This window comes from Cystobacter fuscus (assembly GCF_002305875.1).
Taxonomy (GTDB): Bacteria; Myxococcota; Myxococcia; order Myxococcales; family Myxococcaceae; genus Cystobacter; species Cystobacter fuscus_A.
In genome coordinates this window covers 8,951,943-8,975,926 of sequence record NZ_CP022098.1, presented here as the reverse complement: position 1 = coordinate 8,975,926, position 23,984 = coordinate 8,951,943, and the positions used below count along the sequence as shown (strand labels likewise).

The following is a 23,984-nucleotide window of genomic DNA, read 5'->3' as shown; positions in this document are numbered from 1 at the left end:
CCCCCTCTCCAGGCGGGCCCCAGGGCGGGGGTGGGACGGGTTGATTCCAGAATCAATCTCCCGTTGACGCGCCGCACCACCGCTCATTAGATGCGCCTCACCCCGCAGGAAAAGGTGAGGCACACAATGGCACGCGAGCAGCAAAACGGTCACCGCAGGGTGGCCATCGTCCGTGGATTGCGGACGCCCTTCGCGAAGGCGGGTACGGACTTCGCGAGGCTCACCGCGTTGGAGCTGGGCCGCATCGTGGTCCAGGAGCTGGTGCAGCGCTCGGAGATCGATCCGCAGGAGATCGATCAGGTGGTGTTCGGGCAGGTCATCCCCACGCTCACCGCGCCGTCCATCGCGCGCGAGGTGGTGATCGCCGCCGGGCTGCCGCGCAAGATCGACGCCTTCACGGTGTCGCGCGCGTGCGCCACGTCCATCCAGGCGATGACCACGGCGGCCAATGCCATCGCCCTGGGCGAGGCGGACGTGGTGCTCGCCGGTGGCACCGAGTCCATGTCGGACGCGCCCATCTTCACCAGCCGTCCGCTGGCCCAGGCGTTGATGGCCGCCTCCAAGGCGCGCGACTTGCCCGGCAAGCTCAAGGCCTTCCAGGCGCTCAAGCCGGGAGACCTGGTGCCCGTGCCCCCGGCCATCGCCGAGCACTCCACCGGCCTGACCATGGGCGAGAGCGCCGAGAAGATGGCCAAGGAGAACGGCATCTCGCGCGCCGAGCAGGATCAGATCGCGCTCGCCTCGCACCAGAACGCCGCGCGCGCCTGGAAGGACGGCTTCTTCGACTCCCACGTCATGCACGTGGTGGTGCCGCCCAGGTACGAGAAGGTGGCGGACAAGGACAACATCGTGCGCGCGGACACGAGCCTGGAGTCGCTCGCCCAGCTCAAGCCCGTGTTCGACCGCAAGTACGGCTCCATCACCGCGGGCAACTCCTCGCCGCTCACCGACGGCGCCGGCGTGCTCTTGATGATGAGCGAGGAGCGGGCCAAGGCGCTCGGCCTGGAGCCGCTCGGCTACCTGCGCTCGCATGCCTTCGCGGCCACGGACCCGGGGGACCAGCTCCTGCAAGGGCCCGCCTACGCCGTGCCGGTGGCCCTCAAGCGCGCGGGCCTGACGCTCGCGGACATCGATCTCGTGGAGATGCACGAGGCGTTCGCCGCCCAGGTGGCGAGCAACATCCAGGCCCTGGCCTCCAAGGAGTTCGCCAGGAAGGCCGGCTGGAGCGCGCCGGTGGGCGAGGTGGACCGCACGCGGCTGAACCTGTCGGGCGGCTCGCTGTCGCTCGGGCATCCCTTCGGGGCCACGGGGGCGCGCATCGTCACCCAGGCCCTGCATGAGCTGAAGCGTCAGAACAAGAACACGGTGCTGTGCACCGTCTGCGCCGCCGGTGGCCTCGGTGCCGCGGTGGTCCTGGAGCGTGCGTGATGGGTGCCATGGTTGCTCAGGAGTCCGAGGTGAAGCAGGGCCTGTCCTTCCAGCTCGAGGGAGACATCGGCCTCGTGGTGTTCAACCAGGTGGACGAGCCGGTGAACACGCTCTCGCCCCAGACGGGCGCGGCGTTCGCGGCGCTGCTCGACCGGGCGGAGAAGGACGCCGCGGTGAAGGCGCTCGTCTTCATCTCCGGCAAGAAGGACAGCTTCGTGGCCGGAGCGAAGATCGACTTCCTCCAGACCATCAAGACGGCCGCGGAGGCCACCGCCACGTCCCGGGATGGGCAGCGGGTCTTCGATCGGCTGGAGGCCTTCCCCAAGCCGGTGGTGGCGGCCATCCACGGCGCGTGCCTGGGCGGCGGCCTGGAGTGGGCGCTCGCGTGCCACTACCGCGTCGCGACGGACAGCCCCAAGACGACGATCGGACTGCCCGAGGTGCAGCTGGGGCTGCTGCCCGGCGCGGGAGGCACCCAGCGTCTGCCGGCGCTCATCGGCGCGCAGGCCGCGTTGGATCTCATCCTCGCGGGCAAGACGGTGAAGCCCTCCAAGGCGAAGCGGCTGGGCATCGTGGATGAGGTGGTGCCCGTGCCCATCCTGCGCGAGGTGGCGTTGCGGCGCGCCCGCGAGCTGGTGGACGGGACGCTGAAGGTGGAGCGCTCGCACGGGCAGGGGCTCAAGGCGGTGGCGCGGCAGGGCAAGAAGGGTGGCCTGGGCGCGCTGCTGCTGGGGCTCGCCAACAAGGAGATGTGGACCGAGGTGGCGCTGGAGGACAACCCCCTGGGCCGCAAGGTGCTCTTCGATCAGGCCAGGAAGCAGCTGCGCAAGAAGACGCGCGGCAAGTTCCCCGCGCCGGAGAAGGCGCTCGAGGCCATCCGGGTGGGCCTGGAGTCCGGCCGCGCGGCGGGTCTGGAGGCCGAGGCCCGGCTCTTCGGGGAGCTGGTGGTGTCGGATGTCTCCAAGCGGCTGGTGGAGATCTTCTTCGCCACCACGGCGCTCAAGAAGGAGAACGGCACGGACAAGGCCGACGTGAAGGCGCGCCCGGTGAAGAAGGTGGGCGTGCTGGGTGGCGGTCTGATGGGCGGCGGCATCGCCTATGTCAGCTCGGCGCTGCAGGGCGTGCCGGTGCGCGTGAAGGACAAGGACGACGCGGGCGTGGGTCGTGCCCTCAAGCAGGTGCAGGGCATCTTCGACGAGCGCGTGAAGCGGCGCTCGCTCACGTCGCGCGAGTCGGCGGCGAAGATGGCGCTCGTCACCGGCGGCACCGACTACAGCGGCTTCAAGAACGTGGACGTGGTCATCGAGGCCGTCTTCGAGGACCTGGCGCTCAAGCGCCGCATCCTCGGCGAGGTGGAGGCCGTCACGCGCGAGGACAGCATCTTCGCCTCCAACACCTCGAGCATCCCCATCACCCAGTTGGCCGAGGGCGCGCGCCGGCCCGCGCAGGTCATCGGGATGCACTACTTCAGCCCGGTGCACAAGATGCCCCTCTTGGAGATCATCACCCACAAGGGCACCGCGGATTGGGTGACGGCCACGTGCGTGGAGATCGGCAAGAAGCAGGGCAAGACGGTCATCGTCGTCAACGATGGGCCGGGTTTCTACACCTCGCGCATCCTCGCGCCGTACATGAACGAGGCCGCGTACCTGCTGGCCGAGGGCGCCGACATCGCCGAGCTGGACAGGGCGCTCGTGGAGTTCGGCTTCCCCGTGGGTCCCATCACCCTGCTGGACGAGGTGGGCATCGACGTGGCGCAGAAGGTGGCGCCCATCATGGAGGCCGCGTTCGGCAAGCGCATCGCGGCGCCCAAGGCGTTCGACAAGGTGGTGGCGGACGGACGGCTCGGCCGCAAGAACAAGAAGGGCTTCTACACCTACGACGGCAAGAAGAAGGAGGTGGACACCTCCGTCTACGAGCTGCTGCCGCATGGCCGCGAGCGCAAGCACCTGGATGCCCAGGAGATGGCCGAGCGGTGCGCCCTGCAGATGGTGAACGAGGCGGTGCGCTGCCTGGGCGAGGGCATCCTGCGCAGCGCGCGTGACGGCGACGTGGGGGCCATCTTCGGCCTCGGCTTCCCGGCGTTCCTCGGGGGCCCCTTCCGCTACGCGGACAGCCTCGGGCCCGCCGAGCTGCTGCGGCGCCTGGAGCACTACCACGACAAGTACGGCGAGCGCTTCGAGCCCGCGCCGGCCCTCGTGGAGAAGGTGAAGGCGGGCGGGAAGTTCTACCCGGGCTGAGCCTCGCTGGCGCCGGAGCGGGAGGCCGCCACGAGGGGCTTCCCGCTTCGCGCGGGACGGATCAGTCGTCCAGCGCGGGCAGCACCCCCACCTTGAGGGAGCTGGGGTGCTGTGCCGTGTGGTGGACGCGGTGGAAGGCACGCACGAAGTCTTCCTCCCTGGCCTCGAAGATGTTGGGCACGAAGGTCTGCGGGTTGCGGTCGATGAAGGGGAACCAGCTCGACTGCACCTGGATCATCACGCGGTGCCCCCGCTTGAAGGTGTGCAGCACGTCGTTGATGGTGAATCGCACCCGCGTCACCTCGCCCGGCGTGAAGGCCTTGGGCTGGGTGTAGCTCTCGCGGAAACGGCCGCGGAAGGGCTCGCCCCGCACCAGCGTCTGTTGGTGGCCCCGGTCGGTCGCTCCCGGGCCCTCGTCGCGTCCCGGCGCGGCACCGGGCAGCTTGCCGGGGTTGACGTCGATGAGCTTCACCACCCAGTCCGCGTCCGTGCCGGTGGTGGATACCCACAGCTCCGCCTCCAGCGGGCCCGCGAACGTGAGATCCTTCTCCAGCGGCGCCGTCTGGTAGACGAGCACGTCGGGGCGGCGCGCGGCGAAGCGCTGGTCCTCGGCCATGTAGTTCTTGGCCCAGCCGGTGGTGATCTCCTGCGTGTAGGGCACGGGTCTGGCCGGGTCGCTCACGTACTCGTCGAAGGACTCGCCCGTGGCGGATGGGGCCTGGAAGGCGAGGGCGCCCCTGGGCTGGAAGTACAGCCGCTGCTCGCGCACGGCCTTGGGTGGCCAGGTGTCGAAGTGCCGCCAGCGGTTGGCGCCGGTCTCGAAGAGCGTGGCCTCGGACAGGGCGGGGGCCTCACCGCCCTTGAGGTGGTGCTTGAAGAAGGTGAAGCCCAGCTCCTGGTAGAGCGGGCTCGTGGAGAAGCCGAAGTCCGCGTCCCCCAGCGACGAGCCCTCGGTGCGCATCCATCCGCCATGGATCCACGGGCCCATGAGCAGGGAGTTGGAGATGCCCGGGTTCTGCTTCTCGATGGCGGCGTAGGTGCGCAAGGGCCCGTAGAGATCCTCGGTGTCGAACCAGCCGCCCACCACGAGCACCGCGGCCTTGATGTTCTTCAGGTGGGGCAGCAGGTTGCGCGACTGCCAGAAGGCGTCGTAGTTGGGGTGCGAGGCGAGGTCCTTCCAGAAGGCGACGTCGCCCTTGAAGTAGCGCGTGTCCGCGTTGCCGAGCGCGCCGAGCTCGAGGAAGAACTGGTAGGCGTCGGGGGTGCCGTGCTCGAAGCGCTTCCACTCCTCGCTGTCGGTGGGCTGGGGCCGGGGCAGGCCGAAGCCGGAGAAGAAGTTGAACGCCAGCACCAGGTTGAAGGCGCCGTGGCGGTGCATGTCATCCCAGAACCAATCGGCGATGGGCGCCTGGGGGGAGATGGCCTTGAGCGCCGGGTGCGAGTCGATGGCGCCCGCGGACGTGTAGTAGCCGGGGTAGGAGATGCCCCACTGGCCCACGCGGCCGTTGTTGCCCGGCACGTTCTTCACCAGCCACTCGATGGTGTCGTAGGTGTCGGTGCTCTCGTCGGTGTCCTTGGGGCCTTTCTTCGTGGCCAGGTGGGGCCGCATGTTGACGAACGTGCCCTCGGACATGTGCTGCCCGCGCACGTCCTGGAATGCGAAGATGAAGCCCTCCTTCTCGTACTGCGCGGTGGGCCCGAGCCGGTGGGCATAGCGGTCCACGCCGTAGGGCGCGACGGAGTAGGGCGTGCGCACGAGCAGCACGGGGTAGCGCTTGCCCGGACTCGCGTCGTTGGGGACGTAGACGGAGGTGAACAACCTCGTGCCGTCGCGCATGGGGATGCGGTACTCGAACTTGGTGTAGTGCGAGCGGAGGTACTCGAAGCGCTCGGGTCCTTCTCCATCGGCCTGGGCCCACGCCGGTCCGGTGAGCACGAGAAGTCCGAGCACCATGAGGTGGCGGAGGGTGGGGTGCATGCTGTCTCCTGGGGGAGGCGGCATTGTCGGTGACGGGGGGCGTGTCGGAAAGCGTCGTGTGCGGCATTCGCGTGGTGGCGCGTCTTGACCCCCAACCGTTTCTGGACGATGCCTTGCGGCGCATGCTCCGCTCTTCTTCCCGCATCCTGGCCCTCGTCGTGTTGGCCGCGCTCCTCGCCTGTGCCGCGGCCGCGGGCGCGGGGGCCTGGCGCTTCCATCACAAGAACCCCCAGGCTCCCGTGGTGCGGCTCGACGAGTACGTGGTGATGGGGTGGGTGGCGTGGGACGCGAGCTGGTACGCGCGGATCGCCGACCAGGGCTACGACTACCGTCCCGGCGAGCAGAGCTCGGTGGCCTTCTTCCCGCTCTATCCCCTGGCCATCCGCGCCGTGGAGGCGCTCGGCGCCAACGTGTACCAGGCGGGAGTGCTCGTCAGCCTGTTGTGCGGCCCGCTCGCGGTGCTGCTCTTCCTGCGCTGGGCGCGCCTGCTCGTGGACGACACCTCCGCGCTCCATGCCGCGCTGCTGCTCGCCCTCTACCCCTTCACCTTCTTCCTCTATGGCGTGATGTACTCCGACGCGCTCTTCATCCTGCTGGTGGTGGGCGCGTTCCTCGCGTTGGAGAAGGGGCACCTGGTGCCGGCGGTGGTCCTGGGCGCGCTCGCCACGGCCGCCCGGCCGGTGGCACCCGCGGTGGTGGTGGGACTGCTCGTGCGCCGCTGGGAGTGGAAGCGCGCGCGGGGCGAGCGCTGGAGCGTCGTGGATCTGCTGCCCGTCCTGTCCGCGCTCGGCTTCGTCCTCTACGTGCTCTACCTGGATCGCCGCTTCGGCCTGCCCTTCGCCTTCGTCGATGCCCAGGTGGGCTGGGGCCAGCAGCCCGGCTGGGAGGCATGGCTGAAGCTGCCCTGGTTCAAGGCCGTGTTCCACGAGGGCAACGCCGAGGTGAAGCTCCGGCTCGTCGTGCACGCGCTCTTGACGGGCGTGGCGCTCGCGCTCGTGATTCCCACCTTCCGGCGGCTGGGCTGGGGCTATGGCGCGTTCTGCGCCGTCATCGTGGGAATTCCCTCCGTGGCCACCAAGGACTTCATGGGCATGGGACGCTACCTCCTGTCCGCCTTTCCGCTCTTCGTCACCCTCGCGCTGCTCCTGAGAGACCATCCTCGCGTCCGCCAGGGCCTGTGGGCCGTGGGCGCGGTGTCTCTCGTCGTCCTCACCGCCGCCTTCGCCCTGGACCACTACATCTCGTGAACGCCCCGCTCACGCCCACCCTGTCCCTCTTTTCCCTCCTGCCCCCCGGCGAGCGCTTCCACGTGCACGCCCGGGCCTTCTCGGCTCCCCTGGAGGCCGTGGCCGCCCGGGTTCCCCCCGGGGGCCGTGTCGCCGAGGTGGGCTGCGGCCATGGCCTGCTCTCCGGGCTGCTGGCCCTGGGCGATTCCCGGCGCCGCGTGCATGGGGTCGATCCCGACCCACGGAAGATCGCGTGGGCGCGCCAGGGGCCGGGGACGCTGCCGAACACGGTGTTCGAGGTGGGGAGCGTGGAGTCGCTGGCCTCCGGACAGGCGGGCGGGTTCGACGCCGTGGTGGTGTGTGACGTGCTGTACCTGCTGCCGCTGGAGCGCTGGCCGGACTTCCTTCGCGACGCGTCGCGGCTGCTGCGCCCGGGGGGACGGCTGCTGGTGAAGGAGGCCGAGGGCGATGGCTCCTGGAAGCACCGCAAGTGCCTCGCGCAGGAGTGGGTGATGGTGAAGGTGCTCGGCCGGACGAAGGCGGGCGGCGCGCTGGTGCTCCAGCCGCGGCACGCGATGGAGGCGCTGCTGCGCGAGGTGGGCTTGCATCCGCGCGAGACGGTGGAGCTGGGCGCGGGTTACTCCACGCCTCACATCCTCTACGTGGCGGAGGCCAGGGCGCCGTAGGTGGTCAGCTCCACCCCGGCGCGCTGGAGCCGGGCGCGCACGCGGGGGCTGGTGAGCGCGTCCAGCTCGGACTGCCAGCCATAGGTCCACAGGGGATCTTCCGGCACATGGGGGCGGCCCTCGCCCGGGTGGCACCCCAGCTCGAAGTCTCCGGGGGGCAGGGCCTCGAGCAGCGACAGGAGGGCGGCCTCGTCGAGCTGGCCCGCCTCGAAGACGCCGCCCGCGCTCACCCGCCGCACGCCCGGCGCGGGCCTGGGCGCGCTCCGGGCCAGCAGCGTGAGCAACGACGTCTTCACCGCGGCTCCGGGTGCCCGTCTCCACGCGAGGCGGGGCAGCCGGTCCGGCCAGCGCAGGGGCAGGCGCTCACGCCGCGCCAGTGCCTCCACGACGGGGCGCACCCCGGGCAGCAGGTGCAGGTGCTGGTGCATGTCGAGGTGATCCACCTCGGCGCCCAGCTCCCGGGCCCGCGCGAGCTGCGCGGCCAGCTCGAGCTCCAGCTCCTCGCGGCGCACCCGTGCGGTGAGCCACGCGCGCGCGAAGTCCGCCCAGCCCGCGCGCAGACGACCGCCGGGCGCGAGCGTGGGGACGCGTGCGGGCGGCGAGACGGGGGGAAGCCGGGTGCACACGGCGAGGTGGACCCCCAGGGCGAGTCCCTGGGCTCGCGCCTGGCGCACCGCCTCGGGGGCGCTGGGGCCCATGACGAGCACGGTGGCGCTGGTGACGATGCCCTCGCGGTGGGCGCGCAGGATGCCCGCGTCCAGGGAGGGGTGCAGCCCGAGGTCGTCCGCGTTGACGACGAGGCGTGTGGGCGCGTGCTTCACCGGGGCCTATCCGTGGCCGCGCGCCTTCTCGCGCGCCGGGCCGTGCAGCGAGGCCACCGTGGGGGGCAGCCGCACCGGGCGTTGGGCCGCCCTGGGCCAGCGCGTCTCCGGGTACAGCCGCGCCAGCTCGCGCACCATCTTCAGGATGACCGTGGGCGAGGACAGCGTGGAGATGCCGCGCGTGCGCGGGAAATAATCCACGCCCATCTGGAATACCCTGAACCCTTGATGGATTGCCTTCACCACCAGCTCCGCGTCGATGAAGGAGCCCAGACTGTTGAGCTCCACCGACTCCAGGACCTTGCGATGCATCACCTTGAAGCTGAAGTTGATGTCCTTCACATGGACGCCGAAGAGCGTGCGGATGAGCAGGTTGTAGGCGAACGAGTAGACGATGCGCTTGGGGCCCTCGCTCGTGCGATCGAAGCGGAAGGCGCAGAGCATGTCCGCCTCGAGGTACTTCATCAGGCGCAGCGCCCGCTCCAGCTCGTTGAGATCGAAGGGCAGATCGATGTCCGAGTACACCACGATGTCCTTGGTGGACGCGGACAGGCCGGTGCGCATGGCGCCGCCGAGCTTGAGGTTGACCGGGTGCGTGATGAAGCGGAACTGGGGAATGCGCGCGGCGAGCTGCTCGCAAATCTCCTGGGTCCGATCCGTGGACGCGTCGTTGACGACGATGATTTCGAAATCATCGGTCAGCCGTGGAAGCACTTCCAGGGCGCGCATGACCGAGCGCTCGACGTAATCCTCCTCGTTCCAGGCGGGAAAGAAGAGGCTGATGCTGGGAGAAGGAGCCACGATGGAAGACCTCGGCGGTGCACCCCGATGAGCGGATGGCGGGGGAGGCGGCTGCTATCAAACATCCCTGGCCGAGTGCAATCCAACGGTCGCGGAGTGACGTACGGACGTGCTAGCGTCACGGCTTTGGCAGGTTTCGAGGGGTGATGTGGGAGACAGGCGCCTCATACTGTTGGTGGACGAACAGCCCGCTCGGCAAGCACAACTCGCGGGTGCGCTGGAGCAGGACGGTTTCTCCATCCGGTTGGTCTCCGCTGGCGCGGAGGCCCAACGCCTCATCGACGAGGCCCGTCTGGTGCTGCTCGTGCTCGGGCCGGCCGGTGGGCCCGCGCGCGCCCTCCTGCAGCACCTGATGGCCCGGGACGACGATGGGCAGCGTCCGTCCATCATCGCGCTCATCCCCGCCGAGGAGCGCGCGGCCGTGGTGGCGGTGCTGCGCCTGGGCGCCGAGGTGGTGCGCACGCCCGTGGATCCCGAGGAGCTGTCGGTCCGGGTGGAGCGCTGCCTGCAGGAGCGGCAACGGATGGACGCGCTGCTCACGCGCGTGACCGCGCTCGAGCGCCTGTCCATCACCGACGGGCTCACCCAGGTGCACAACCACCGCTACTTCCAGGACCGGCTGCGCGAGGAGTTCCGGCGCGCCCAGCGCTACGACGATCCGCTCTCGCTCATCCTCATCGACCTGGACCACTTCAAGCGCTTCAACGACGACCATGGCCACCAGGTGGGCGACGTCGTGCTGCGCGACGTGGCGGCCTCGCTCCAGCGCAACGTGCGCGAGACGGACTTGCTGGCGCGCTACGGAGGCGAGGAGTTCGCCATCCTCCTGCCGCGCACGCCCCTGGCCGGCGCGCTCACCGTGGCCGAGCGCGTCTGGCGGGAGCTGGGCGTGCTGCACACCGGCCCGGAGCGCACCCTGCGCGTCACCGCCTCGGTGGGCGTCGCCTCCTTCCCCCACCACGCCGTGGGCAACGCCGAGCAGCTGGTGCGCTCCGCCGACGAGTCCCTCTACCGCGCCAAACACGAGGGCCGTAACCGCATCTGCGTCCACTCGGCCCTCTCGTCATCCCCCGAACGGCCCGCCTCCCCCTAGTCCCCTTGCCCCCTCGGATGGGTCAAAAGGGGTGGGTCCCCATTGACCCGATTCATAAGTCGGGGTAGGATTATACCCAGGGTGGTCAGGGGCCCCGGGTGTTGAAGCACCCGGTATCAGGGCGGTTTGCGAGATAATGGATGTTGGCAGCGTCATTGCAAACGCTCGGGGTTCGGATTCGGGACGAGGTTGCCACTGGAACTGGCGCAGACACAGGGAGCGGTGCCACGCGGTCGGTTGCTGCTGGTGGACGACGAGGAGTACATCCTGAAGTCCATCCGGCGTGTTCTCCGGCGCGGTGACTGGCAGATCGAGACGGCGTCGGACGCGGAGGAGGGACTCAAGGCCCTCGAGCGCTTCACGCCCGAGGTGGTCATTTCTGACTTCCGCATGCCGGGCATGAATGGCGTGGAGTTCCTCAGCCGCGTGAAGGCGCAGGTTCCGCGCGCCCAGCGCATCATGCTCACCGGACAGGCGGATCAACAGGCCATCGAGGAGGCCATCAACCGCTCGGAGATCTTCCGCTTCATCTCCAAGCCGTGGAACGACAGTCACCTGGTGCTCACGGTCAAGAGCGCCTTCGAGCAGTACGCGCTGCAGGCGGAGAACGAGCGGCTGTTGCGCGTGACGCAGCAGCAGAACGAGGAGCTGCGGCGGCTCAACGCGGAGCTGGAGACGCGCGTGACGCTGCGCACGCACCTGCTCAGCCAGGCCAAGCGCGAGTGGGAGCTGGCGTTCGACTCCATGGACACGCCGCTGGCCGTGGTGCGCGCGGACTACGGGGTGCGCCGCGCCAACCGCGCCTACACGGAGCTGGCGGGGGACAGGCTCAAGGAGCCGCTGAGCGAGGAGGGCGCCGAGCAGCTGTGCCACAAGCTGCTGTTCGATCGCGACTCGCCCTGCCCGGGCTGTCCCCTGCACGAGGCGCTGGAGACCAATCGCGGCACGCGCGCGGAGATCCGCCCCCGTGGCCGCATCTACGCCATGGCCGCCTACCCGCTCACGGGCGAGGGGCGCGCGGTGTGCTCCTACCGGGACATCACCGACGAGCGCGAGATGACTCGCCGCTTCATCGAGACGGAGAAGATGGCGGCGGTGGGGCAGCTCGCCGGCGGCGTGGCGCATGAAATCAACAATCCGCTGGGCGGCATCCTCGCCTTCGCGCAGTTGATGAAGCGCGACGAGGGCCGCAGCAATGAGGACCTCGAGTCGCTGGGCCTCATCGAGGAGAGCGCGCTGCGCTGCAAGCGCATCGTGGAGAGCCTCCTGAAGTTCAGCCGTCACAGCCGCACGGATGATCGGCGCACGTTCCAGCTCAACAAGTGCGCGGAGGACTCGGCGGTGCTCTTCGGGGCCCAGCTCAAGTCCTACCCCAAGGTGCGGTTGGATCTGCGCCTGGAGCCGCAACTGCCCGAGCTGTTCGGAGACCCGGGCCAGCTGTCGCAGGTGATGCTCAACCTGCTGCAGAATGGCCTGCACGCGCTCCCATCCACCGGCGGCATGCTGACGCTGGAGACGGGCAGGGAAGAGGATCGCTGCTTCTTCCGCGTCGCCGACACGGGCTGTGGCATCGAGGAGCGCTACCTCGCGCGCATCTTCGAGCCGTCCTTCACCACGAAGCCTCCGGGTCAGGGAACGGGCCTGGGCTTGTCGATCGCCTACCGTATCGTCGAGGACCACGGCGGCGTCTTCAAGGTCGATACCCAGATGGGTGAGGGTTCTCGCTTCACCGTCTACATCCCCATTCCGTTGCAGCTCGAGAGGTCGCCGTGAGTCCTCCCCCGTCTGTTCCCGCACCCAAACGCGCCAAGATCCTGGTCGTGGACGACGATCCCATCGTCCTCAAGGCCGTCACCTCCATCCTCGTGCGCGAGGGCTATCAGGTCGTCTCCATCGACGACGCCGTCGAGGGACTGACGGCCGCGAAGGACCCGTCCATCGACGTGGCCGTGCTGGACATCAAGATGCCCAACCTGTCGGGCATGGACCTCTTGCGCGGCATCAAGGCGGTGCGGCCGGACGTGGAGGTCATCATGATGACCGCCTTCGCCACGGTGGAGACGGCCGTGGAGGCGGTGAAGGCCGGCGCCTACGACTACCTGACCAAGCCCTTCGAGAACATCGACGAAGTGAGCATGACGGTGGCCAAGGCCGCCGAGCGCAAGTCGCTCAGGGACCGGGCCCGCGCGCTCGAGGAGGCGCTCAGCGCGCGCAACCAGTTCGAGGAGCTCATCGGCCAGTCCGCGCAGATGCGCGCCGTGTTCAAGCTGGTGGAGACGGTGAGCCACTCCACCGCCACGGTGCTCATCCAGGGCGAGAGCGGCACGGGCAAGGAGCTCGTGGCGCGCGCCATCCACTACCGCAGCGCGCGCAAGGACAAGCCCTTCGTGGCGGTCAACTGCTCGGCCCTCACGGACACCCTCCTGGAGAGCGAGCTGTTCGGCCACGTGAAGGGCAGCTTCACCGGCGCCACCTCCAACAAGAAGGGCCTGTTCGAGGCGGCCGACGGCGGCACCATCTTCCTCGACGAGATTGGCGACGTGCCCCCCGCCACCCAGGTGCGCCTGTTGCGCGTGCTGCAGGAGGGTGAGGTCAAGCGCGTGGGCGCCAACGAGCCGGTGAAGGTGGACGTGCGCGTCATCGCCGCCACGCACGTGGACCTCAGCCGTGCCAAGGAGCAGGGCAAGTTCCGCGAGGACCTGTTCTACCGGCTCAACGTCATCACCATCGATCTGCCGCCCCTGCGCGAGCGTCCCGAGGACGTGCCGCTGCTCACCCACCACTTCCTCAAGGTGTACACGGCCAAGGTGGGCAAGCGCGTCACGGGCTTCACGCCGCGTGCCCTGGAGGCCCTCACCTGCAACCGGTGGACGGGCAACGTGCGCGAGCTGGAGAACGTCATCGAGCGCGCCGTGGTGCTCACCTCCAAGGAGGTGCTGGACACGGATGACCTGCCGCCGGGCTTCCAGGATGCGCCCCAGGCCGGTGCCCAGGTGGAGGTGTTCAGCCTCGCGCACCTGCCCTACGCCCAGGCCAAGCGCCTGGCCATGCGCGCCTTCGAGCGGCGCTACCTCACCGCGCTCCTGGAGAAGCACACCCACAACGTCTCCAGCGCCGCGCGCGCCGCCGGGGTGGATCGCTCCAACTTCCGCCGCCTGCTCAAGCAGTACGAGGTGGCCGGCCGCACCATGAAGCGCTCCAAGGACGACGACGACGACGATACCCTCGACGCCGCGTCCTGATGGTGGGGGGGCCGCTCAGCCCTCCTCGCCCGGCTCGCGCGTGCGGCCCTCCAGTTGACGTTGGAGCTCCTCGTAGCGCTCGGCCAGCTCCCGCTCGAAGCCGTTGCGCGTGGGCGTGTAGAAGCGCCGACCCTTGAGCGCCGAGGGCAGGTAGTCCTCCGGGACGTAGTTGCCCTCGAAGTTGTGCGGGTACTTGTAGCCCGCGCCGTAGCCCAGTGACTTCATCAGCTTCGTGGGTGCGTTGCGCAGGTGCGCGGGCACCGGCAGCGCGCCTCCTTCCGTGACGGCGGCGCGCACCGCGGCGTACGCGGAGATGACCGCGTTGGACTTGGGCGCGAGCGCCAGGTACGTCACCGCCTGGGTGAGGGGCAGGGTGCCCTCGGGCAGGCCCACCAGCTCGAAGGCGCGCAGCGCGTCCACCGCCACTCCGAGCGCGCGCGGGTCCGCGTTGCCCACGTCCTCCGAGGCGAAGATGACCATGCGCCGGAAGATGAAGACCGGATCCTCTCCCGCCTCCAGCATGCGCGTCATCCAGTAGAGCGCGGCGTCCACGTCCGAGCCCCGCATGGATTTGATGAAGGCGCTCACGACGTTGTAGTGCTCCTCGCCCGCCTTGTCGTAGAGCAGTGCCTTGTGTTGCAGGGCCTCCTCGGCGATGGCCTTGTCCACCCGGCCTCCCCCATGCGCGGCCGCGGCCTCCAGCGCCGTGAGCGCCTTGCGCGCATCGCCTCCCGACGCCTGCACGAGGAAGGTGAGGGCCTCGTCGTCCACCCGCACCTTGCCCGCGAGGCCCCTGGGCGACTCCACCGCCCGGCGCAAGAGCGCCACGAGCTCCTCTTCCTCCAGCCCTCGCAGGGTGACGACGCGCGCGCGCGACAGGAGCGCCGCGTTCAACTCGAAGGAGGGGTTCTCCGTGGTGGCCCCGATGAGCGTGACGGTCCCCTTCTCCACGTGCGGCAGGAGCGCGTCCTGCTGCCCCTTGTTGAAGCGGTGGATCTCGTCCACGAAGAGCAGGGTGCGCTGGCGGCGCATCTTCCAGCGCTCCTGTGCTCGCGCCACCGTCTCGCGGATCTCCTTCACGCCGGAGAGCACCGCGGAGAGCGACTCGAAGGCGGCGCCGGTGGAGTGGGCGATGAGGTGGGCGAGCGTCGTCTTGCCCGTCCCCGGTGGGCCCCAGAGGATGATCGACGGCACCTGATCCTGCTGGATGGCCCGGCGCAGGAAACGGCCTTCGCCCGTCAGGTGCTCCTGGCCGACGAACTCCTCCAGACGGGTGGGGCGCATCCGCTCGGCGAGGGGCGCCAGGGTGGCCTCGTCCTTGCGGCTGGCGTGATCGAAGAGATCCATGGGGGAATACTGTTGTCCCCCTCCGACCCTGGCACGGCGCCGTCGCCCCGCCGCGACCGCCAGGCCGTCCTTCGGCGGGTGCTCCTCCTTTCGTTCAGTGAATCGATTCCGTACAGGGTGAATAGGGGTCGACCCGATTCGGGTCGAAGTTCTGTGTTGTCGGGCCAAAGTCCGCTTCGGTAGTTTGGACTTCGGCTTTCTCGCAACGCCTGTCACCCCCTCGCGGAGACCCGACTTGAGCCGCTGGAACGGCCTATCTCCTGGAGAGCTCGCCCTGCTGGACACGGTGTTCTGGTCCAGCGGCCTGTCTCGCGACGCGCTCGCCCGGCGCTCGGCCTTCTCCAAGACGCGAGCCAACGCGGTGGTGGCGGGTCTGCTGGAGCGGGGGCTGCTGGAGGAGAACGGGTTGCAGGCCTCCTCCGGTGGCCGCCGGGCCGAGACGCTGCGACTTCATCGAGGGCTGGGCGTGCTGCTGGCGGCGGATCTCGGCGCGACCGGCCTGCGCGTGGGCGTGCTGACGCCGGACCTGGAGGTGCTGGCGCGGCACGTGGAATCCGCGGACGTGCGCAAGGGCCCCGAGTTCGTCCTCGCGCGCGTGCGAGCCTTGTTGCGTCAGTTGCTGGATCAGGCCGGCCGCTCGGCCCACGACGTCATCGGCATCGGCATGGGCGTGCCGGGCCCCGTCAACTTCGAGTCCGGTCAGCTCGTCAACCCGCCGCTGATGCCCGAGTGGGATGGCTTCTCCATCCGCGACGACATGAAGGCCGACTTCGCCGCGCCCCTCTTCGTGGACAACGACGTCAACATCATGGCGCTCGGGGAGCTGTGGCGGCTGCAGCGCTCGCTGCACGACTTCCTGGTCATCAAGGTGGGCACCGGCATCGGCTGCGGCATCGTGTGCCAGGGCCAGGTGTACCGGGGCGCCACCGGCTCGGCGGGAGATGTTGGCCACATCTGCGTGGACCCGTCCGGTCCGCGCTGCCACTGCGGCAACCTGGGCTGCGTGGAGGCGATGGCGGCGGGGCCGGCGATCGCCCGCATGGCGCGCGCGGCGGTGGAGGCGGGCGAGAGCGCGTTGCTCGCGGAGACCCTGGCGGCCACCGGCACCATCCGCCCCGAGGACGTGGCCCGCGCCAGCCGCGCGGGGGACGCGGCGGCCAACGCCATCGTGCAACGCGCGGGCGGGCTCATCGGACAGATGCTCGCGTCGGCCGTGAACTTCTTCAACCCGTCACACATCTTCTTCGGTGGCTCGATGATGCGCATCGGCCCGCTGTTCCTCGCGTCGCTGCGGCAGAGCATCTACCAGCGCTCGCTGGCGCTCTCCACGCGCCAGCTCGAGATCCAGCTCTCTCCCCTCGGGGAGCAGTCGGGACTCATTGGCGCCGCGGTGCTGGCCATGCAGGAGACCCTGCGCATGAAGGGAGCGGCGCGATGAGTCTCGCCATCGAGTTCCGTGACGTCGTGAAAGCCTTCGGCCCGGTGCGGGTGCTGCACGGCGTGAGCTTCGCGCTGCCGCCGGGCCGGGTCATCGGCCTGCTGGGCGAGAACGGCGCGGGCAAGTCCACGCTGATGAAGATCCTCTCCGGCTACGAGTCGGCCACCTCGGGCGAGGTGCTCGTCAATGGCGAGGCGGTCCACTTCTCCGGCTCCCGCGAGGCCGAGGCCCGGGGCATCGTGTTGATCCACCAGGAGTTCAACCTCGCCGAGGACCTGACGATCGCGCAGAACATCTTCCTCGGTCACGAGAAGAAGCGCGGCTGGTTGTTGGACGACGCGGCGATGAATCGCGAGTCCGCGCGCGTGCTGGAGCAGGTGGGGCTGCGGGCCTCTCCCGAGACGCCGGTGCGCCAGTTGATCGTCGCGGAGAAACAACTGGTGGAGATCGCCAAGGCGCTGGCGCGCAAGGCGCGGCTGCTCATCATGGACGAGCCCACGGCCACGCTGACGCCGGGCGAGACCGAGCGCCTGTTCGCGTTGATCGCCCAGCTCAAGGCCGATGGCGTCTCGCTGCTCTACATCTCGCACAAGCTGGACGAGGTGGAGCGCATCACGGATGAGGTGGTGGTGATGCGGGATGGCCGTTTCGTCGCCCGCTCGGCGACGCGCGACGTGACGCGCCACCAGATGGCCAGCCTCATGGTCGGCCGCGAGGCCTCGGATCTCTACCCGCCCAAGGCGCCCCCGCCCGCGGACGTTCCGCCCCGGCTGAGCGTGCGGGGACTGACGGTGCCGGGGTGGGCCCGGGACGTGAGCTTCGACGTGCGTCCCGGAGAAATCCTCGGCTTCGCGGGACTGGTCGGCGCCGGCCGCACCGAGCTGTTCGAGGGACTCCTCGGCTTGCGGCCGCGCGAGGTGGAGCGTGTCGAGCTCGATGGCCGCCGCGCCCACTGGCGCAACCCCCGGGATGCCGCCGGGGACGGGCTCACGTACCTCAGCGAGGATCGCAAGGGGAAGGGCCTGCACGTGCACTTCGGCCTGCGCGAGAACCTGACCATGATGGCGCTCTCGCGCTACGCCACGCCCTGGCTACGGCCCGACGCCGAGCGCCGGGCGCTCGAGGACGCCGTGAAGCGCTTCGGCATCCGCACGGGCTCGCTGGACAACCGCGCCTCGGCCCTGTCCGGCGGCAACCAACAGAAGCTCGCGCTCGCCAAGGTGCTGCACCCCGACCCCAAGGTGGTGGTGCTCGACGAGCCCACGCGCGGCGTCGACGTGGGCGCCAAGCGCGACATCTACTTCCTGATCGAGGCGCTGGCCCGCGAGGGCCGGGCCGTGATCGTCATCTCCTCCGAGCTGATGGAGCTGATCGGACTGTGCCACCGCGTGGCGGTGATGCGCGGCGGCCAGCTCCGCACCACGCTCGAGGCCGACCAACTGACCGAAGAGGAGCTCATCGCCCATGCCACCGGAACCCACTGACTCCCTTCGGCCAGGGGCCACCGCCCTGGGGGCCTCGGACGGGACGCCGCTGCACCGTGTCCGCGCCCTCCTGCATGGCTTCGGCCCGCTGCTCGGGCTCATCGTGCTGTGCATCGCCGGCACCGCGCTCAACGGCGACTTCGCCACGCTCGACAACGTGATGAACGTGCTCACGCGCACCGCCTTCATCGGCATCATCGCGGTGGGCATGTGCTTCGTCATCATCTCCGGAGGCATCGATCTCTCGGTGGGCTCGATGGCCGCGCTCATCGCCGGCGTGATGATCCTCCTGATGAACCGCCTGGCCCCGTCACTCTCATCACCCACGTCCGTGATCGCACTCGGCATCGGGTTCGCGCTGCTGTTGGGCGCGCTGTTCGGCCTCGTGCACGGCCTGTTGATCGCCCGGGGAGGCATCGAGCCGTTCATCGTGACGCTCGGCACGCTCGGCATCTTCCGGGCGTACCTCACGTACTTCGCCGACGGCGGTGCCATCACCCTGGATTCGGACCTGTCCGATGCCTACGGCCCCGTCTACTACGCCAGCTTCCTCCTGCCGGTTCCCGTCTGGGTGTTCCTCGCGGTCGCGCTCGGGGGCGGGCTCATCCTCAACCGCACGGCCTACGGCCGCTACGTGCAGGCCATCGGCTCCAACGAGCAGGTGGCGCGCTACGCCGCCGTGGACGTCAACCGTATCAAGGTGCTCACCTACGTGCTGCTCGGCGTCTGCGTGGGCATCGCCACCGTCCTGTACGTGCCGCGCCTCGGCTCCTCCTCGCCCACCACCGGCCTGTTGTGGGAGCTGGAGGCGATCGCGGCGGTGATCGTCGGGGGCACCGCGCTCAAGGGTGGCTCGGGCACCATCACCGGCACCGTCGTGGGCGCGGTCCTGCTGTCCGTCATCAGCAACATCCTCAACCTCACCAGCGTCATCAGCGTGTATCTGAACTCGGCGGTTCAGGGCTTCGTGATCATCGGCGTGGCGTTCATGCAGCGCCGACGCAAAGGAGCCTCGTGACGAAGTGAGCGGTGCCGTCCGGCAGCCGCGTGCTGCCCTGTCGTTCTCCCTTACCCCACCAGGAGACAAACCGTATGAAGCCCATGTTCCGTAGATTCGCTCTCGGCTTATCCGCCATGGCCGCGCTCCTCACCGCGTCCAGTGCGCTCGCGCAGGACAAGCAGGTCAACCTCGGCGTGGCCATCCCGACGGCCACCCACGGCTTCACCGGCGGCATCGTCTGGTGGGCCAACGAGGCCAAGAAGGAACTGGAGAAGCAGCACCCGGGACTGAAGATCACCGTGAAGACGGCCGCCAATTCCTCCGAGCAGGCCAATCAGCTCCAGGACCTGCTGACCGTCAACAAGATCAACACCCTGGTCGTCTTCCCCTTCGAATCCGCCGCGCTCACCCGGCCCGTGGCGCAGGTGAAGGGCAAGGGTGTCTACGTCACGGTGGTCGACCGGGGCCTGACCGATACCAACGCTCAGGACGCCTACGTCGCCGGGGACAACACCGCCTTCGGCCGGATTCCGGCCGAGTACCTGGTCAAGCGCCTCAACGGCAGGGGCAACATCGTGGCGCTGCGCGGCATCGCGACCACGATCGACAACGAGCGCATGGACGCCTTCAAGGCCGTGCTGAAGAACCATCCCGACATCAATCTGCTCGACGCGCGCTACGCCAACTGGAACCGCGACGATGCCTTCAAGGTGATGCAGGACTACCTCACGCGCTTCAAGCATATCGACGCCGTGTGGGCCGCCGATGACGACATGGCCGTCGGGGTGCTCAAGGCCATCGAGCAGTCCAAGCGCACCGACATCCAGGAGGTGTTCGGCGGCGCGGGCTCCAAGGGCATGGTCAAGATGATCCTCGACGGCAAGAACAAGCTCGTCCAGGCCGATGTCTCCTACTCGCCCAAGTTCATCTACGACGCCATCAAGCTGACCGCCGAGGCGCGCCTCAAGGGAGAGGTGCTGCCCCCGAAGACGATCATCCCCTCGGTGCTCATCACCAAGGAGAACGCCCAGCAGTTCTACTTCCCGAACTCGCCCTTCTAGGTGCCTCCCATCCCCGGCTCCGCCCGTGAGGGTGGAGCCGCGGGGTGTCTTCCCCTTCCAGGACTCCGACCATGCCAAGACCCGTCACGCTGTTCACCGGCCAGTGGGCCGACCTGCCTCTCTCCGAACTCGCTCCGTTGGCCCGGCGCATGGGCTACGACGGCCTGGAGCTGGCCTGCTCGGGCGATCACTTCAACGTGCGCGAGGCGCTCGCCTCCAAGACGTACGTGCGCGACAAGTGGGCCCTGCTCGAGTCCCATGGACTGCAATGCCTCGCGATCAGCAACCACCTGGTCGGCCAGGCCGTGTGCGACCTGATCGACGAGCGGCACCAGTCCATCGTTCCCGATCACGTGTGGGGGGATGGCGAGCCGGAAGGGGTGCGCCAGCGTGCCGCCCAGGAGATGAAGGACACGGCGCGCGCCGCCGCCGCCTTCGGCGTGAAGACCGTCACGGGCTTCACGGGCTCGTCGGTGTGGCATGCCACCTATGCCTTCCCGCCCACCTCCCAGGCCTTCTGGGACAAGGGCTTCGCCGACTTCGCCCGCCGCTGGACGCCCATCCTCGACGTGTTCGAGGAGCACGATGTCCGCTTCGCGCTCGAGGTGCACCCGACGGAGATCGCCTTCGACATCGCCACCGCCCAGCGCGCGCTCGAGGCGGTGAAGGGCCACCGCCGCTTCGGCTTCAACTTCGACCCCAGCCACCTCGGCTACCAGGGCGTGGATTACGTGAAGTTCCTCCGCACGTTCGCGGGCCGCGTCTTCAACGTGCACATGAAGGACGTGTGGTGGGGCCGGGGCGACGGCACCGTCGGCGTGTTCGGCGGCCACACGAGCTTCGGTGATTCGCGCCGCCACTGGGACTTCCGCAGTGTCGGCCGGGGGATGATCGACTTCGAGTCCATCATCGTCGCGCTCAACGACACCGGCTACGCGGGACCGTTGAGCGTGGAGTGGGAGGACAGCCGGATGGACCGCGTGCACGGGGCGACCGAGAGCGCGGCCTTCTGCAAGCGGCTCGACTTCCCCGCCGCGGCGGGAGCGTTCGACGCCGCGTTCGACAAGGACAAGCAGACCCGGGCGGCGAGATGAGTGCCTCACACGATCGCAAGCTGCGCTACGCCATGGTCGGTGGTGGGCGTGACGCGTTCATCGGCGCGGTGCACCGGCGTGCCATGGCCCTGGACGGGCAGATGGAGCTGGTCGCCGGCGCGCTCTCGTCCGACCCGGACAAGGCGCGCGCTTCCGGCCGCGACCTGGGCCTCGCCGACGCGCGCAACCACGGCCGCTGGGAGGACCTGCTCGCCGATGAGCTGAAGCGTCCGGTGGACGAGCGCATCGACTTCGTCTCCATCGTCACGCCCAACCACGTGCACTACCCGGTGGCCAGGGCCTTCGCCGAGGCCGGCATCCACGTGGTGTGTGACAAGCCGCTCGTGCACACCAGCGCCCAGGCCGAGCAGCTCGTGCGCACGGTGGAGCGCACCGGCATCGTGTTCGGCGTCACCTACAACTACACCGGCTATCCCATGGTCCGCGAGGCGCGGGCGCTGGTGCGCGGCGGCGTCCTGGGCGAGCTGCGCAAGGTGACCGTCGAGTACAACCAGGGCTGGCTCGCCACGCACGTGGAGGCCCAGGGCAACAAGCAGGCCGGGTGGCGCACGGATCCCGAGAAGAGCGGGGCGGCGGGTGCCATCGGCGACATCGGCTCGCATGCGGAGAACCTGGCCGCCACCGTCACGGGGCTCGAGATCGAGGCGATCTGCGCGGACCTCGGCTCGCTCGTTCCCGGGCGCCGGCTCGATGACGATGGCAACCTGCTGCTGCGCTGGCGCGGGGGTGTGCGGGGCGTGTTGGTCGCCTCGCAGATCGCCGCCGGCTTCGAGAACGATTTGCGCCTGCGCGTGTTCGGCTCCGCGGGCTCGCTCGAATGGCGGCAGGAGGAGCCCAACCACCTGGTACATGCGCCGCTCGATGGGCCCAGGCGCATCCTCACGCGGGGCTCGCCGTGGCTGAGCGAGTCGTCGCGCCGAGCCTGCCGCGTGCCCTCCGGTCATCCGGAAGCCTTCATCGAGGCGTTCGCCAACGTGTACCTGGGCGTCGCGGCGGACATCCGCGCCCGGCTCGCCGGAGTGCGCGCGGATCCGATCGCCGCGGACTATCCGCGCGTCACCGATGGCGCGCGCGGGGTGCGCTTCATCGAGAAGACGGTCGAGTCGGCCGCCAGCGAACGCAAGTGGACGCCCATGACGTGAAACGGACACGCCAAGGGCAAGGACCAAGGCCTCTTCAAGCTGTCGGCCGCGGGCACGGGCAACGGCTACGAGTTCAACCGCCCCCTCTGGGAGAACGTCATCGCTCCCGCGCACGGCCTCTGACGGGTCCGGGAGCGGCCGTCCCGGGGGGCTCCCTTCGGGACGGTTCGGCGCCCCGCCGGTGTCACGAGGTCATCGAAGCGGCCATTTCCTTCAGCGCGAGCCGGGGCGCTTGGTCTACAACCCGAACCCATCGTGCACACCCTGGTTCTGGTTGCGAAGAAGGACAAGCCCGAGGCGGCGGAACTCGCCCTGCGGATCCGTGAACGCTACCCCTCCCTGGAGGTACTGGGGGACCGCTTGTTGGCCCACACTCTCGGCTGGCCGCGCTTCGATGACCGGGAGCTGGTGAGCCGGGCGGATCTCGTGGTGGTGCTCGGGGGCGATGGCACCCTCATCCACGCGGCGCGGATGCTCGATGGGCGCCCCACGCCCATTCTCGGAGTGAACCTGGGCACACTGGGCTTCATGACGGAGATCTCCGCGGACGACATCTTCCCCGCGTTGGACGCGGTGCTCGCGGGCCGCTTCAAGCTGGAGTCGCGCATGAAGCTGTGCTGCCGGCTGGTGCGCGAGGGCAAGGTGCTGGTGCAGGACGAGGTCCTCAACGACGTGGTCATCAACAAGGGGGCGCTCGCGCGCGTGGCGGACCACGAGGTGTCCATCGAGGGCGTGCCCGTGGCCATGTACAAGGCGGACGGCGTCATCCTGGCCACGCCCACGGGCTCCACGGCCTACTCGCTGTCCGCGGGCGGGCCCATCGTCCACCCCTCGGTGGACTGCACGGTGCTCACGCCCATCTGCTCGCACGCCCTCACGCACCGCTCCACGCTCGTGCCCGCCGACCGCACCATCCGCATCACCCTGTGCAGCGAGACCGCGGACACCTTCCTCACGCTGGACGGGCAGACGGGCCACAGCCTGCAGTGCGGGGACAGCATCGAGGTGGTGCGCTCGCCCAACCGGGTGCAGCTCTTGCGCGACCCCGGCGTGGGCTACTTCTCCATCCTTCGCAAGAAGCTCCACTGGGGCGAGCGCTAGGCCCGGGCGTGTTCATCTTCCTGTCGAAGGTGTTGGATCTGTTCCTCGCGCCGCTCACCTGGGCGCTGCTGTTGATGGGAGTGGGCGGCGTGCTGCGCCGGAGGCGGGCGCGGCTGGCGGTGGGGCTGCAGGTGCTCGGGTGGCTCACGCTGTACGTCTTCTCCACCGAGGCCGTGGCCAACGCGCTCCAGCGCTGGGTGGAGGCGGACGTGGTGTCCACGTACCAGCCGGACACCGTCTACGACGCCGTCATCGTGCTGGGTGGGGCGGTGGACGCGGACGCCACGGAGCGCTCGGGCCATCCCGAGTACAACCCCGCGGCGGAGCGCATCATGCGGGGCTTCGAGCTGCTGCGCGAGGGCAAGGCGCGCCAGGTGCTCCTGGCGGCGGGCACGCTGGACACGCGCCCGGAGGCGCCGGTGGAGGCGGACCTGTTCGCGCGCCAGTTGATGATGTGGGGGATTGCTCCCGAGCGCATCGTTCGCGAGCGCAAGAGCCGCAACACGCGCGAGAACGCGGTGAACTCCGAGCGCATCATCCGCGAGCGGGGCTGGAGCAAGCTGGTGCTGGTGACGAGCGCGGCGCACATGCCCCGGGCGTTGGGGACCTTCGAGGCGGTGGGGCTGCATCCGGACACGCTCGTGGTGGATGTGCGCTCGCATGCCTGGTACCCGCACGGCTTCTGGTGGCAGCCCCGGGCGTCCAACCTGTCGGCGGGGACGGACGCGCTGCGGGAGCTGTTCGGGCGGCTGGTGTACCGGCTGCGCGGGTGGGCGTAGCG

The 23,984-nt window shown here is 69.3% G+C and carries 19 protein-coding genes; 15 read left to right on the top strand and 4 right to left on the bottom strand.

Going from position 1 to position 23,984, the window contains the following annotated elements:
* Positions 1-126: 126 nt before the first annotated feature.
* Positions 127-1,428, top strand: coding sequence for an acetyl-CoA C-acyltransferase FadI (gene fadI, locus CYFUS_RS36245; RefSeq protein WP_095989370.1), 1,302 nt, complete (start codon positions 127-129; stop codon positions 1,426-1,428).
* The gene (gene fadJ / locus CYFUS_RS36240; protein ID WP_095989369.1) at positions 1,428-3,668 is read left to right on the top strand and encodes a fatty acid oxidation complex subunit alpha FadJ; all 2,241 of its coding nucleotides are present in this window, start codon (positions 1,428-1,430) and stop codon (positions 3,666-3,668) included. The genes fadI and fadJ overlap by 1 nt, the downstream gene beginning before the upstream one ends.
* 61 nt (positions 3,669-3,729) lie before the next feature.
* Here fadJ and CYFUS_RS36235 read toward each other — a convergent pair whose 3' ends face one another.
* On the bottom strand, positions 3,730-5,646 hold the full coding sequence (locus tag CYFUS_RS36235) for a CocE/NonD family hydrolase (RefSeq protein ID WP_095989368.1): 1,917 nt from the start codon (positions 5,644-5,646) through the stop codon (positions 3,730-3,732).
* Positions 5,647-5,768: 122 nt separating this feature from the next.
* Here CYFUS_RS36235 and CYFUS_RS36230 point away from each other — a divergent pair, with 122 nt between their 5' ends.
* Both CYFUS_RS36230 and CYFUS_RS36225 read left to right on the top strand, forming a co-directional pair.
* Complete coding sequence (locus CYFUS_RS36230; RefSeq protein ID WP_095992443.1) at positions 5,769-6,893, top strand: mannosyltransferase family protein; 1,125 nt, start codon at positions 5,769-5,771, stop codon at positions 6,891-6,893.
* Complete coding sequence (locus tag CYFUS_RS36225) at positions 6,890-7,558, top strand: class I SAM-dependent methyltransferase (protein WP_095989367.1); 669 nt, start codon at positions 6,890-6,892, stop codon at positions 7,556-7,558. Before CYFUS_RS36230 ends, CYFUS_RS36225 begins: the two co-directional genes overlap by 4 nt.
* Here the strand turns inward: CYFUS_RS36225 and CYFUS_RS36220 are convergent.
* Complete coding sequence (locus tag CYFUS_RS36220) at positions 7,531-8,379, bottom strand: carbohydrate deacetylase (protein WP_095989366.1); 849 nt, start codon at positions 8,377-8,379, stop codon at positions 7,531-7,533. The genes CYFUS_RS36225 and CYFUS_RS36220 overlap by 28 nt on opposite strands.
* A 6-nt stretch (positions 8,380-8,385) precedes the next feature.
* A complete protein-coding gene (locus tag CYFUS_RS36215) occupies positions 8,386-9,180 on the bottom strand; it encodes a glycosyltransferase family 2 protein (protein WP_095989365.1) in 795 nt (264 codons plus the stop codon).
* Positions 9,181-9,355: 175 nt separating this feature from the next.
* Between CYFUS_RS36215 and CYFUS_RS36210 the strand changes: the two genes are divergently transcribed.
* From CYFUS_RS36210 to CYFUS_RS36200, 3 genes are all read left to right on the top strand, one after another.
* Positions 9,356-10,273 (top strand): diguanylate cyclase, encoded by a 918-nt coding sequence (locus tag CYFUS_RS36210; protein ID WP_332468444.1) that lies wholly within the window; start codon positions 9,356-9,358, stop codon positions 10,271-10,273.
* A gap of 195 nt (positions 10,274-10,468) precedes the next feature.
* On the top strand, positions 10,469-12,046 hold the full coding sequence (locus CYFUS_RS36205; RefSeq protein ID WP_095992442.1) for an ATP-binding protein: 1,578 nt from the start codon (positions 10,469-10,471) through the stop codon (positions 12,044-12,046).
* Positions 12,043-13,515: a sigma-54-dependent transcriptional regulator gene (locus CYFUS_RS36200; protein ID WP_095989363.1), complete on the top strand. Its 1,473-nt coding sequence runs from the start codon at positions 12,043-12,045 to the stop codon at positions 13,513-13,515. The genes CYFUS_RS36205 and CYFUS_RS36200 overlap by 4 nt, the downstream gene beginning before the upstream one ends.
* Positions 13,516-13,530: 15 nt before the next feature.
* Here the strand turns inward: CYFUS_RS36200 and CYFUS_RS36195 are convergent, their stop codons facing one another.
* Positions 13,531-14,862 (bottom strand): replication-associated recombination protein A, encoded by a 1,332-nt coding sequence (locus CYFUS_RS36195; protein ID WP_095989362.1) that lies wholly within the window; start codon positions 14,860-14,862, stop codon positions 13,531-13,533.
* Positions 14,863-15,097: 235 nt separating this feature from the next.
* On the opposite strand from CYFUS_RS36195, the gene CYFUS_RS36190 reads away from it, so the two are divergent.
* The 8 genes from CYFUS_RS36190 (at position 15,098) to CYFUS_RS36155 (ending at position 23,982) form a co-directional block, all read left to right on the top strand.
* Positions 15,098-16,300: an ROK family transcriptional regulator gene (locus CYFUS_RS36190; RefSeq protein WP_095989361.1), complete on the top strand. Its 1,203-nt coding sequence runs from the start codon at positions 15,098-15,100 to the stop codon at positions 16,298-16,300.
* Complete coding sequence (locus tag CYFUS_RS36185) at positions 16,297-17,784, top strand: sugar ABC transporter ATP-binding protein (RefSeq protein ID WP_095989360.1); 1,488 nt, start codon at positions 16,297-16,299, stop codon at positions 17,782-17,784. The genes CYFUS_RS36190 and CYFUS_RS36185 overlap by 4 nt, the downstream gene beginning before the upstream one ends.
* Positions 17,765-18,802 carry an ABC transporter permease gene (locus CYFUS_RS36180; protein ID WP_095989359.1) on the top strand — a complete coding sequence of 346 codons (1,038 nt, stop codon included), beginning with the start codon at positions 17,765-17,767 and terminating at the stop codon, positions 18,800-18,802. Before CYFUS_RS36185 ends, CYFUS_RS36180 begins: the two co-directional genes overlap by 20 nt.
* Before the next feature lie 74 nt (positions 18,803-18,876).
* Positions 18,877-19,845, top strand: coding sequence for a substrate-binding domain-containing protein (locus CYFUS_RS36175; RefSeq protein ID WP_095989358.1), 969 nt, complete (start codon positions 18,877-18,879; stop codon positions 19,843-19,845).
* A 71-nt stretch (positions 19,846-19,916) separates the two neighbouring features.
* Positions 19,917-20,939, top strand: a complete 1,023-nt coding sequence (locus tag CYFUS_RS36170; protein ID WP_095989357.1) for a sugar phosphate isomerase/epimerase family protein — start codon at positions 19,917-19,919, stop codon at positions 20,937-20,939.
* Positions 20,936-22,102, top strand: a complete 1,167-nt coding sequence (locus CYFUS_RS36165) for a Gfo/Idh/MocA family protein (RefSeq protein WP_095989356.1) — start codon at positions 20,936-20,938, stop codon at positions 22,100-22,102. The genes CYFUS_RS36170 and CYFUS_RS36165 overlap by 4 nt, the downstream gene beginning before the upstream one ends.
* Positions 22,103-22,357: 255 nt before the next feature.
* The gene (locus CYFUS_RS36160) at positions 22,358-23,203 is read left to right on the top strand and encodes an NAD(+)/NADH kinase (RefSeq protein WP_095989355.1); all 846 of its coding nucleotides are present in this window, start codon (positions 22,358-22,360) and stop codon (positions 23,201-23,203) included.
* A gap of 8 nt (positions 23,204-23,211) precedes the next feature.
* On the top strand, positions 23,212-23,982 hold the full coding sequence (locus tag CYFUS_RS36155; RefSeq protein ID WP_095989354.1) for a YdcF family protein: 771 nt from the start codon (positions 23,212-23,214) through the stop codon (positions 23,980-23,982).
* Positions 23,983-23,984: the final 2 nt, after the last annotated feature.

Excerpts from the sequence above, each read along its gene's own strand:
- fadJ (WP_095989369.1), top strand. The coding sequence starts at position 1,428 with ATGGGTGCCATGGTTGCTCAGGAGTCCGAGGTGAAGCAGGGCCTGTCC.
- CYFUS_RS36165 (WP_095989356.1), top strand. The coding sequence starts at position 20,936 with ATGAGTGCCTCACACGATCGCAAGCTGCGCTACGCCATGGTCGGTGGT.
- CYFUS_RS36175 (WP_095989358.1), top strand. The coding sequence starts at position 18,877 with ATGAAGCCCATGTTCCGTAGATTCGCTCTCGGCTTATCCGCCATGGCC.
- CYFUS_RS36195 (WP_095989362.1), bottom strand. The coding sequence starts at position 14,862 with ATGGATCTCTTCGATCACGCCAGCCGCAAGGACGAGGCCACCCTGGCG.
- CYFUS_RS36170 (WP_095989357.1), top strand. The coding sequence starts at position 19,917 with ATGCCAAGACCCGTCACGCTGTTCACCGGCCAGTGGGCCGACCTGCCT.
- CYFUS_RS36180 (WP_095989359.1), top strand. The coding sequence starts at position 17,765 with ATGCCACCGGAACCCACTGACTCCCTTCGGCCAGGGGCCACCGCCCTG.
- CYFUS_RS36230 (WP_095992443.1), top strand. The coding sequence starts at position 5,769 with ATGCTCCGCTCTTCTTCCCGCATCCTGGCCCTCGTCGTGTTGGCCGCG.
- CYFUS_RS36185 (WP_095989360.1), top strand. The coding sequence starts at position 16,297 with ATGAGTCTCGCCATCGAGTTCCGTGACGTCGTGAAAGCCTTCGGCCCG.
- fadI (WP_095989370.1), top strand. The coding sequence starts at position 127 with ATGGCACGCGAGCAGCAAAACGGTCACCGCAGGGTGGCCATCGTCCGT.
- CYFUS_RS36235 (WP_095989368.1), bottom strand. The coding sequence starts at position 5,646 with ATGCACCCCACCCTCCGCCACCTCATGGTGCTCGGACTTCTCGTGCTC.